Origin of the sequence: Microbacterium sp. MMO-56 (genome assembly GCF_037146215.1) — a bacterium.
Classification (GTDB): domain Bacteria; phylum Actinomycetota; class Actinomycetes; order Actinomycetales; family Microbacteriaceae; genus Microbacterium.
The window spans coordinates 235,501-246,055 of the sequence record NZ_JBBCVW010000005.1; the positions used below are offsets into that span (position 1 = coordinate 235,501).

Below are 10,555 nucleotides of genomic sequence, written 5' to 3' on the forward strand. Positions count from 1 at the left end.
GGCGGGTCGGGCGCCCGCGTCCGGGTGGGGTTCCCCCTGCGGGGTGGCTTCGCGGGTTCGGGGTCGCGTCTGGTCGGTGGTGGGCGGGTTCGGGGTCGCCTCTGGTCGGTGAGATGGCTCCGAGGCGGCGTGAGGAGACCCCGAACGTGCGTAGGCGGGTCGGGCGCCCGCGCGTGCGGGGCGGTGTCTGGTCGGTGGTGCCGCGGGTTCGGGGTCGCGTGTGGTCGGTGGTGGGCGGGTTCGGGGTCGCGTCTGGTCGGTGAGATGGCTCCGAGGCGGCGTGAGGAGACCCCGAACGTGCCGGGTCGATGGCCCCTCCCCAAGGGGGCGATGTCGGGGGATGTCCACATATTCGCGCGATCGGGCGAGTGCGGGGGAGATGGGCGGGCACCGTGGAGCAATGAGCAGCATTCCTCGCCCCCTCCCGGCATCGCTCGGAGAGAGCTTCGCGTGCGGCGAGGCCCTCGCCCGGGGTGTCACCGCCCGGCGGCTGCGCGCGGCCGACCTGGAGCGGCCGTTCCGCGGAGCACGCCTGCGGCGCCACGAACCCGACTCTCCTCGACCCGAGACGTCGAGCGATCCGCTCGAGCTCGACCGCCGCATCCGAAGTGCCCTGCTGCGTCGGGTCCGCGCGTACGCCACGGTCGCTCCTGCGGGCGCATTCTTCGTGGGTCCCGCCGCGCTCGCGCTGCATGATCTGCCGCTGCGCCCCGGGTGGGATCGTGCGCCGCTCACGGTGGGCATCCACCCGCCCCTGCATGCGCCGCGCGGGCGCGATGTGCACGGAGTCAAGGTGTCGCCGTACCTCGCGCGGATCACCGACGTCGGTGGACTCCGTGTCGCGGATGCCGCATCGTCGTGGGCCCTCGCCGGCGCGACCCTGGACGTCGACGCGCTGGTGGTGCTCGGCGATGCGATCGTGCGGATCCCGCGGGATGACCGGGGGAGGTCGCGCCCGGAATGGCAGAAAGCGCGCATCGAGGATCTCCGTGCCGCAGCCTTCGTCCCGTGGCGTCGCGGGCGCGCGGGGCTGCTCGACGCGCTGGAGTTCATCCGCGTCGGGAGCATGTCGCCGCTCGAAAGCGAGTTCCGCGTCCTCGTGACACGGGCGGGCCTCCCCGAACCCGAGTTGGATGTCGAGATCTACGACGAGCACGGCCGACGGATCGGCATCTCGGATGCCGTCTACCGGGAGGCCGGAGTCATCGTCGAGGTGGAGGGTCGGCACCACGCGACCGACGATCGACAGTGGCATCGCGACCTGGACAAGTACGCTGCGCTCGCCGCCGCGGGATGGGAGGTGGTCCGCGTGACAGCGCGCCACATCCGCGGGGAACAGCCCCGCGCCGCCGAGATCGTGCGGGCCGCGCTGCTGCGCCATCCGCTTCGCTGACGGCCGCGAACTTTGTCTCGCACGGTCGGGCCGTGGCCGCGCGCCTGTCCGTGCGTTCGCCCGCCTGTGCGCCCGCCCGTGCGGGGTCTGTCTGCTCGTCGTCCCTGCCCGAGCACGAGTTCGGGGTCGCTTCCCGTCGCCCACTCGCAGGTTCGGGGTCGCGTCGAGTCGGTGTGGCTCGCAGGAGGCGGCGTGACGCGACCCCGAACCTGCCGGGCCGCGCCCCGGGGTGACCGCACGCGACCCCAACCTGTCGGGCCGCACCCTGGCAACACCGGGGTGACCGCACGCGGCCCCGAACCTGCCGGGCCTCACCCTGGCAACACCGGGGTGACCACACGCGAGCCCGAACCGGCCGGGCCGCGCCGCACCCCGGCGCCCGCGGGGTGACCACGTGCGACCCCGAACCTGCCGCGCCGCACCCCCGCTCGGGTGAGTCGACACGCCCCGAGCGGGCACAAGTTATTTTGAATCACTCAAAAGAAGGCTAGACTGCGGAGTGTGAGTCGATCCGGCGTGGCACCCTCTGCGGCCGAGGCGCTGCGTGCCGCGGGCCTGCGGGTGACCGAGTCGCGCGCGGCCGTCTACGAGGCGCTGCGCGAGCATCCGCATGCGGCTGCCGAGACGATCCACGGGATCGTCGCCGAGGGGATGCCGCGGACGAACGTGCAGTCCGTCTACAACGCCCTCGGGGACTTCGCGGATGCCGGCATCGTGCGCCGTATCGAGCCGGCGGGCAAGCCCATGCTCTTCGAGCTGCGCGTCGGCGACAATCATCACCATCTCGTGTGCACCGTGTGCGGCACCGTGCGCGACGTCGACTGCGCCGTCGGCCACGCGCCCTGCCTGGAACCCGTCTCGACGCACGGGTTCGCGATCGCCTCCGCCGAGGTCACGTATTGGGGCGTGTGCCCCGCGTGCGCCGAGCCCGACGCCCCGCGCCGGACATCCGACGCCCCGCGCCGGACCGTCGAAGCCCCGCCCCGGACATCACCAGCCCCGACCCACACATCCGAACGAGAGGAAGGAACACCGTGACCGAACAAGACCCCAGCGTCGCCGGCATCGGCGACGACGCAACCGAGATCGATCAGTCCGTCACCGTCACCGACACCGACGAGGCGCGCGTCGAAGAGGCCGCGACCTGCCCGGTCGTCCACGCGCAGCCGCACCCCACGAGCGGATCGGCGAACCGCGTGTGGTGGCCGAACCAGCTGAACCTCAAGATCCTCGCCAAGAACCCCGAGTCGCGCAATCCGCTGACGCCGGGCTTCGACTACGCGGCGGCCTTCGAGGCGCTCGACCTCGACGCCGTCAAGAAGGACATCGCCGAGCTCCTGGTCACCAGCCAGGACTGGTGGCCCGCCGACTTCGGCAACTACGGCCCGCTGATGGTCCGTATGGCCTGGCACTCGGCCGGAACCTACCGCGTCACCGACGGCCGTGGCGGCGGCGGCGCCGGGCAGCAGCGCTTCGCCCCGCTGAACAGCTGGCCCGACAACGTGGGCCTCGACAAGGCCCGTCGTCTGCTCTGGCCGGTCAAGAAGAAGTACGGCCAGTCGATCTCGTGGGGCGACCTCATGATCCTCGCCGGCAACGTCGCCCTCGAGGAGATGGGCTTCGAGACCTTCGGGTTCGCGGGAGGCCGCGCGGATGTCTGGGAGCCGGACGACGACGTGTACTGGGGTCCGGAGACGACCTGGCTCGGCGACGAGCGCTACAGCGGCGACCGCGATCTAGAGAAGCCTCTGGCCGCCGTGCAGATGGGTCTCATCTACGTCAACCCGGAGGGCCCGGCCGGGCATCCCGACCCGCTGGCCTCGGCACGCGACATCCGCGAGACCTTCGCCCGCATGGCGATGGACGACGAGGAGACCGTCGCGCTGATCGCCGGCGGCCACACGTTCGGCAAGACACACGGAGCCGCACCCGACTCGAACCTCGAGGACAACCCCGAGGCCGCGGGCCTGGAGATGCAGGGTCTCGGCTGGAAGAACAACAACGGCTCCGGCAAGGGCGACGACCAGATCACCTCGGGCCTCGAGGTCACCTGGACCTACCACCCCACCCGCTGGGACAACGAGTTCTTCCACATCCTCTATGCGTACGAGTGGGAGCTCATGAAGAGCCCGGCCGGTGCGCACCAGTGGCGCCCGACGGGCGGGCAGGGGGCCGACATGGTGCCGCTCGCGCACTCCGACGGCCGCCGCGAGCCCCGCATGCTCACGAGCGACCTCGCGCTCCGGGTCGATCCGGAGTACGACAAGATCTCGCGGAAGTTCAAGGACGACCCCGCCGCGTTCGCCGACGCGTTCGCGCGGGCGTGGTTCAAGCTCACGCACCGTGACATGGGCCCGGTCGCCCGCTACCTCGGCCAGGAGGTGCCGGAGGAGGAGCTGCTGTGGCAGGACCCCGTGCCCGCCGCACCCGCGCAGCTGATCGACCCGGCCGGCGTCGCCGACGTCAAGCGCCGCGTCCTCGAGTCCGGACTCAGCGTCTCGGAGCTCGTCGCGACGACCTGGGCGGCGGCCTCCACCTTCCGCGGCAGCGACAAGCGCGGCGGCGCCAACGGCGCGCGCATCCGCCTCGCTCCGCAGAAGGACTGGGCGGTCAACAACCCGGCCCAGCTGCATCGCGTGCTGAGCGTCCTCGGCGGCATCAAGGCCGACGTGGATGCCGCGGGCGTGGGCATCTCGCTCGCCGACCTCATCGTGCTGGCCGGGAACGCCGCCGTCGAGAAGGCGGCCGCGGATGCGGGCGTCACCGTCGAGGTGCCCTTCCACCCCGGTCGCACCGACGCCTCGCAGGAGCAGACCGACGTCGAGTCGTTCGGATACCTCGAGCCGGCGGCCGACGGCTTCCGCAACTACCAGGGTCCGCTGGCTCCGATGCCCGCCGAGTACCACCTCATCGACCGGGCCAACCTGCTGACGCTGACGGCGCCGGAGATGACGGTGCTGGTGGGCGGGCTGCGCGTCCTCGGCGCCAACTGGGACGGCTCGGACCACGGCGTGTTCACCGAGCGCGTCGGGGTGCTCACGAACGACTTCTTCGTGAACCTCTTGGACCTCGGTACGACGTGGAAGCCGCTCGACCCCGGCTCGCACGCCTTCGCCGGCGCGAAGGACGGCTCGGGCGAGAAGGTCGGCGTCGGCACCCGCGTCGACCTGCTGTTCGGCTCGAACTCGGAGCTGCGCGCGCTCGCCGAGGTGTACGCCTCCGACGACGCGTCGGAGAAGTTCGTGCGCGACTTCGTCGCCGCGTGGACGAAGGTCACCGAGCTGGATCGGTTCGACCTGCACCGCTGACCGGTTCCGTCCCACCGACGGACGAACGGCCCGCTTCCCTTTCGGGGAGCGGGCCGTTCTGGGTCGTGCCGGGGTCAGCCCCGCGTGCGCTCGAACAGGGCGCGGTGGCCGAAACCGGCGATCAGGCCGCCCACGATCGGGAACAGCAGGAACACCCACAGCTGTGCGAGGGCGTCGGGCCCGCCGTAGATCGCCGCCGCGATCGAGCGCGCGGGGTTCACCGACGTGTTGTCGACGGGGATCGAGATGAGGTGGATGAGGGTGAGCGTCAGACCGATCGCGAGCCCGGCGATGGCCGCGTTGCCGCGGGTCGCGTGCGTCACGCCGAGGATCACCAGGACGAACACCGCGGTGAGGACGATCTCGACGGTGATCGCCGAGCCGAGACCGAAGCCGCCGGGGGAGTGCTCGCCGAAGCCGTTGCTGGCGAAGCCGCCGCTCATCGCGGTGCTGAGCCAGCCGTCGGGCGCGGAGAGCCCGACGAGGACGATGACGCTGGTGGCGAGCGCGCCGCCGACGACCTGCGCCACGATGTAGCCGATCGTGTCGCGCCACGGGAAGCGTCCGGCCGCCGCCAGGCCGAGCGTGATCGCGGGGTTGAAGTGCCCGCCCGAGATCGGACCCCAGGCGTACGCACCCGCGACCACGGTGAGACCGAAGGCGAGGGCGACGCCGACGTATCCGACCCCGACGGGGAAGCCGTTGTCGGCGAGCCCGTTGTTCGCGGCGAACAGAGCCGTGCCCACGCCGCCGAAGACGAGGAGGAAGGTTCCCGCCGCCTCGGCGACGAGTTTCGTGGAGGTCGCCGGAGCGACGCCGTCGTGCGCCGCGTCGGGCGTATGCGACAGCTCGGTGGGTTCGATCGGGACATCGGGACGGGGGTCTGCGCTCATCGTCGGTTCCTTTCCTGCGGAGCGTGCCTCTGCTCGTGATTGTCCACCCGTCGCGCGGATCACGACAGCACCGGCGCGCCTCGGGTCGCGCCGCGGCACGAGCCGCGGGGTCCGGAATCGCCGGGGCCGCCTGGGAGTGGTCCCAGGAGCGTCCGATACTGTATTGCTGCGCCCTGGCGTTGTCCGGGAACGCCCGCGACGGCGGACGCAGGGTGATTCACGGCACGCCGTCGACCCCGAAGGACGAATCCGCCGCCATGACTTCTCGCATCCTCGTTGTCGACGACGACACCGCGCTCGCGGAGATGATCGGCATCGTGCTGCGCACGGAGGGCTTCGAGCCCGTGTTCTGCGCGGACGGCGCCGCCGCCGTCGAGGCATGGCGCACGGAGCGCCCCGATCTGGTGCTGCTCGACCTCATGCTCCCGGGCATGGACGGCATCGAGGTGTGCACGCGCATCCGCGCCGAATCCGGCGTCCCGATCATCATGCTCACCGCCCGCACGGACACCGCCGATGTCGTCCGCGGGCTCGAGTCCGGCGCCGACGACTACATCGTCAAGCCCTTCAACCCCAAAGAGCTCGTCGCGCGCATCCGCACGCGGCTGCGTCCGGGGACCCAGGTCGAGAGCGAGATCCTCCGCGCCGGCGACGTGGTGGTCGACGTCGCCGCTCACGAAGTGCGCCGCGGCACGGATGCCATCGCGCTGACGCCGCTCGAATTCGAGCTGCTCGTCGCCCTCGCATCCAAACCCCAACAGGTGTTCTCGCGCGAGATGCTGCTCGAGCAGGTCTGGGGCTACCACTACAAGGCCGACACGCGGCTCGTGAACGTCCACGTCCAGCGCCTCCGCGCGAAGGTCGAGATCGACCCGGACAACCCCAAGATCGTGACCACGGTCCGCGGCGTCGGCTACCGAGCCGGCGCGGTGGTCTGACCGGACGGCGATGACGACGCCGAACGCCGTGTCGCCGCTGCGCGGATGGCGGGCGGCGTGGCGCGACTGGAGGTCGTGGCCGCACCGGATCGCGCACGCGTGGCGCAGCTCGCTGCGGTTCCGCACGCTGGCGCTCACCCTCGGGCTCACCGCGTTCGCGATCCTCGGGGCCTTCGTGACCATGGCGCTCGCCATCCAGAACGACCTGTTCGAGTCGCGCGTGCAGCAGGTGCAGGAGGCGGTGGGCCGGGCGACGGCCTCCACGCAGCGCACCCTCGAATCCGCGCAGGTGGGAGGCGACGCGGCCGGCCTGCAGGCGCTGATGGATGCGGCGATCGTCTCGATGACGCGTCAGGCCGGCACCGACATGATCGCCGGTTTCCGCGTCTCGAACGAGCCGTCCTCCATCGCCCCGCAGGACTTCGACGGCGGCCTGGACGCCGACATGATCAGCGACGGCCTGCGCACGGCGGTGCAGCGCGACGTCGACCAGCGCTGGTGGCAGTCGATCGGCATCCCCTCCGGCGGGGGAGTCGTCCCCGGCGTCGTCATCGGTCAGCAGCTCATCTTCCCCGAGGTGGGGCCGTACGAGTTCTACTTCGCCTTCGACCTCGCCTCCGAGGCGCAGACGCTGCGGTTCGTCCAGGTGACGCTGTGGCTCGTCGGGGCGGTCCTGCTCATCATCATCGGCGCCATCTCGTGGATCGTGGTCAGGACCATCACGGTGCCGATCGCCCAGGCGGCCGAGACGAGCGCCACCTTGGCCGGCGGAGATCTGGGGGTGCGGCTGCCGGTGCGAGGCGACGACGAGTTCGCGACGCTCGGTCGCTCGTTCAACGCCATGGCCGACAGCATCGAGTCGCAGATCAAAGAGCTCGCGGAGCTGTCGCTCGTGCAGCAGCGATTCGTCTCGGATGTCTCGCACGAGCTGCGCACGCCGCTGACGACCATCCGACTCGCCAGCGACATGCTCAACGATCAGCGCGACCGGTTCGACGGCACGACCGCGCGCGCCGCGGAGCTCCTGCACGCGCAGGTGCAGCGGTTCGAGGTTCTGCTCACCGACCTGCTGGAGATCAGCCGCTACGACGCGGGATCCGTCCAGCTCGAGAACGAGCCGACCTCTCTCGCGCACCTGGCCGAGGACGTCATCGCGTCGATGCAGCAGCTCGCCGACCAGCACGGCAGCGACGTGCGACTGGTCGCTCCGGGGGGATACTCGCCCGTCGACATGGATCCGCGCCGCGTGCGCCGGGTCGTGCGCAATCTGCTCGGCAACGCGATCGAGCACGGCGAAGGCAGACCGATCGTGGTGACGGTCGACAGCGACCAGCGGGCGGTCGCCCTCGGCGTGCGCGACTACGGGCTGGGGATGAGCGCCGCCGATTCCGAGCGCGTCTTCGATCGCTTCTGGCGCGCCGATCCGTCCCGCAAGCGCACCATCGGCGGGACCGGCCTCGGGCTGTCGATCGCCCTCGGTGATGCCCGACTGCACGGAGGGACGCTCGCCGTGTGGTCGGAGCTGGGGCGCGGCACCCACTTCGTCCTCACCCTCCCGCGCCATGGGCAGCCTCTCGACGGCGCGTCGCCCATCCCGGTCGATCCGGGGGATGACGGCGCCCCCCTCGAGGACATCGGCCTCACCCAGCCCATCACCGTGCCCGTCGTCGAGCCGCCCGCGCGGGCGCAGAAGGGGCGCCGATCATGACCCGTCTGCGCACCACCGCCATGGCCGGCCTCGCGGCACTGCTCGCGCTGCTCCTCGTCGCGTGCGGCGGTCTTCCCACGTCGGGTCCCGTCAACGCGGGTCAGCCCATCCCGGATGAGGACACCGGCGGCAACATCGTCTTCCTGCCCGACGGTCCGAGCAAGGACGCCACTCCGCAGCAGATCGTCGAGGGGTTCATCGCGGCGGGGTCCGGGCCCCGCACCAACTGGGAGACCGCGAAGGAGTTCCTCGCCCCCGAGTTCCGCAGCACCTGGAATCCGCGGGCGAGCGTGACGGTCTATCGCCCGGGCGACAGGTCGCTCGATCAGGTCTCGGCGAACGCCTTCAGCCTGTCGGTGACGCCGGTGGCCACCGTCGACGCGTCCGGCGAGCTGTCCACGTGGGGCGACGCGGGGGAGATCTCCCTGTCGTTCACGCTGGCCCAGCAGGCCGACGGCCAATGGCGGATCACGCAGGCGCCGGACGGCATCGTTCTGGACCGCAACCGCTTCGTCGTCGTCTTCGACAACTACGCCGTGCAGTTCTTCGATCCGACCTGGAGCTACCTCGTCCCCGACGAGCGGTGGTTCCCTCGGCTGTACGCCGCCAGCAACATCGCCGACGCCCTCGTCGACGGTGGACCGAGCGCGTGGCTCGAGCCCGCGGTGACGACCGCGTTCACGGACGGCGCGCGACTGACCCAGGCCGCCGTGCAGGTGAGCGCGGACAAGGTCGCCTCGGTCTCCTTCGAGGAGGGTGCGCGTGCCCTGAGCGCCGAGGTGCTGGACCGCATGCAGACGCAGCTCGCCGCGAGCCTCGCATCGGCCAGTATCGACGAGGTCGACATGGTCGTCGACGGGCAGCGCCTCGCCGCGCAGCCGGTGTCGGTGCGCTCCACCCGGATCTACGCGCGTCCGCTCGTGCGCACCGCGGATGCCTTCGGCTTCCTGTCCGGCTCGGTGATCGAGCGCATCCCAGGCCTGTCGGACGCCGTGCCGCAGGCGGATCCGACCGACGTGGAGATCTCCGCAGACCGGTCACGGGCGGCTGTGCGCGACACGAGCGGGCATGCGGTGGTGGTGGATGCCGACGGCGAGATCACGACCGTCGACACACGGGCCGGTCTCGTCGCCCCGTCCATCGACCCGTTCGGATTCGTCTGGTCGGTGCCGGAAGGTGCGCCGACGGCGGTCGAGGCGCACGGGGCCGACGGTGTATCGGTCGATGTTCCCGGGGCATGGCCGGGGGCGTCGCAGATCGTGGCGCAGCGGGTGTCGCGCGACGGCACCCGGCTCGCGGGCATCGTGCGGGACGGCGGCACCTACGCGCTCTGGGTCGCAGGCATCCAGCGCGACCGGACGGGCACGCCGACCGGCCTCGGTGAGCGGAAGGTCGTCGCCGAGATGCCGGGAACAGGCCGAGCGATGACCTGGCTGGACGGGTCGACCATCGCCGTCGTCACGACGGCGGACGGCGAGTCCTCGATGACCGCGCAGGTGGTCGGCGGGTTCGGGTCGGTCATCCGCACGCCGTCGGGCGTCGTCGCCGTGGCCGGCAGCGACCAGTCGGGCGATGTGCAGCTCCTCGATGCGGACGGAGAGCTCTTCGGACAGCGCGGCCTGAACTGGCAGAACCTCGCGTCGGATGTCCTGGTGCTCGGAGTTCAACAGGGCGCGCCGCGCTGACGCACGCGCGGGCGAGAGCGCGAGACACGCCCGGGATGCCGCTCTGATTTGCGCCCCACGCGAGTCCGGCATACGTTAGTACCCGATCGCCCCACAGGTGAGCGAAGAGCCGACGGCCTCGCCCCTCACGCGGAGATCCACCTCCCTCGGAGGACGAACGGATTGTGTTTCACAGCCCGGATGGTCTACGATGGAGCTTCCCACTCCTCCAGAATGCTGGTCGAAGAGTGTTGGCCTGACGCGCTCAGCGACGTCACGGACAGCCGATTTGACAAGCCGAGCGAGAGGGATAAGATAGAGAAGTTGTCTCGTCGCCGGTGTGATTCCGACAGACAAGACATCCGATCTGGCCTTGTGAACGGCGAGTCCTCGCGTTCGACCTCGAGTCGACACGCGTGGTGACCGGCTCATCGCAAGGTGTGAGGTAGTGAAGTTGCCCTGTGTGCTGGCTGTGAGGCTGGTGTGTGGGAGCGTCCGATCCTTGAGAACTCAACAGCGTGCACTTGTCATATGCCAAACAACCTCGACTCGACCTTTTTGGTTGGGTGAGATTCCTTTGGATCAAAGTCCGGCATCTTTGGGTGTCGGCATTCGGATAGTCAGCAATGAGTATCTCTTTGGTCAGTTCAA

Annotated in this window: 7 protein-coding genes; 6 read left to right on the forward strand and 1 reads right to left on the reverse strand. The window is 70.6% G+C overall.

Annotation, left to right across the window (positions count from 1 at the left end):
- Positions 1-400: 400 nt before the first annotated feature.
- The 3 genes from WFI00_RS06965 (at position 401) to katG (ending at position 4,701) form a co-directional block, all read left to right on the forward strand.
- Positions 401-1,393, forward strand: a complete 993-nt coding sequence (locus tag WFI00_RS06965) for a hypothetical protein (protein WP_336631608.1) — start codon at positions 401-403, stop codon at positions 1,391-1,393.
- Between the two features lie 516 nt (positions 1,394-1,909).
- On the forward strand, positions 1,910-2,431 hold the full coding sequence (locus tag WFI00_RS06970; RefSeq protein ID WP_442928308.1) for a Fur family transcriptional regulator: 522 nt from the start codon (positions 1,910-1,912) through the stop codon (positions 2,429-2,431).
- On the forward strand, positions 2,428-4,701 hold the full coding sequence (katG, locus tag WFI00_RS06975) for a catalase/peroxidase HPI (RefSeq protein ID WP_336631609.1): 2,274 nt from the start codon (positions 2,428-2,430) through the stop codon (positions 4,699-4,701). The genes WFI00_RS06970 and katG overlap by 4 nt, the downstream gene beginning before the upstream one ends.
- A gap of 74 nt (positions 4,702-4,775) precedes the next feature.
- Here the strand turns inward: katG and aqpZ are convergent, their stop codons facing one another.
- Complete coding sequence (gene aqpZ / locus WFI00_RS06980) at positions 4,776-5,594, reverse strand: aquaporin Z (RefSeq protein ID WP_336631610.1); 819 nt, start codon at positions 5,592-5,594, stop codon at positions 4,776-4,778.
- A 257-nt stretch (positions 5,595-5,851) separates the two neighbouring features.
- Between aqpZ and mtrA the strand changes: the two genes are divergently transcribed.
- The 3 genes from mtrA to WFI00_RS06995 are packed head-to-tail and all read left to right on the forward strand — an operon-like array spanning position 5,852 to position 9,925.
- The gene (mtrA, locus tag WFI00_RS06985; protein ID WP_336631611.1) at positions 5,852-6,532 is read left to right on the forward strand and encodes an MtrAB system response regulator MtrA; all 681 of its coding nucleotides are present in this window, start codon (positions 5,852-5,854) and stop codon (positions 6,530-6,532) included.
- Between the two features lie 10 nt (positions 6,533-6,542).
- Positions 6,543-8,240 (forward strand): MtrAB system histidine kinase MtrB, encoded by a 1,698-nt coding sequence (gene mtrB, locus WFI00_RS06990; protein WP_336631612.1) that lies wholly within the window; start codon positions 6,543-6,545, stop codon positions 8,238-8,240.
- Complete coding sequence (locus WFI00_RS06995; RefSeq protein ID WP_336631613.1) at positions 8,237-9,925, forward strand: LpqB family beta-propeller domain-containing protein; 1,689 nt, start codon at positions 8,237-8,239, stop codon at positions 9,923-9,925. Before mtrB ends, WFI00_RS06995 begins: the two co-directional genes overlap by 4 nt.
- Positions 9,926-10,555: the final 630 nt, after the last annotated feature.

Coding starts and splice junctions, on each gene's coding strand:
- WFI00_RS06965 (WP_336631608.1), top strand. CDS start 401: ATGAGCAGCATTCCTCGCCCCCTCCCGGCATCGCTCGGAGAGAGCTTC.
- aqpZ (WP_336631610.1), bottom strand. CDS start 5,594: ATGAGCGCAGACCCCCGTCCCGATGTCCCGATCGAACCCACCGAGCTG.
- mtrA (WP_336631611.1), top strand. CDS start 5,852: ATGACTTCTCGCATCCTCGTTGTCGACGACGACACCGCGCTCGCGGAG.
- mtrB (WP_336631612.1), top strand. CDS start 6,543: ATGACGACGCCGAACGCCGTGTCGCCGCTGCGCGGATGGCGGGCGGCG.
- WFI00_RS06995 (WP_336631613.1), top strand. CDS start 8,237: ATGACCCGTCTGCGCACCACCGCCATGGCCGGCCTCGCGGCACTGCTC.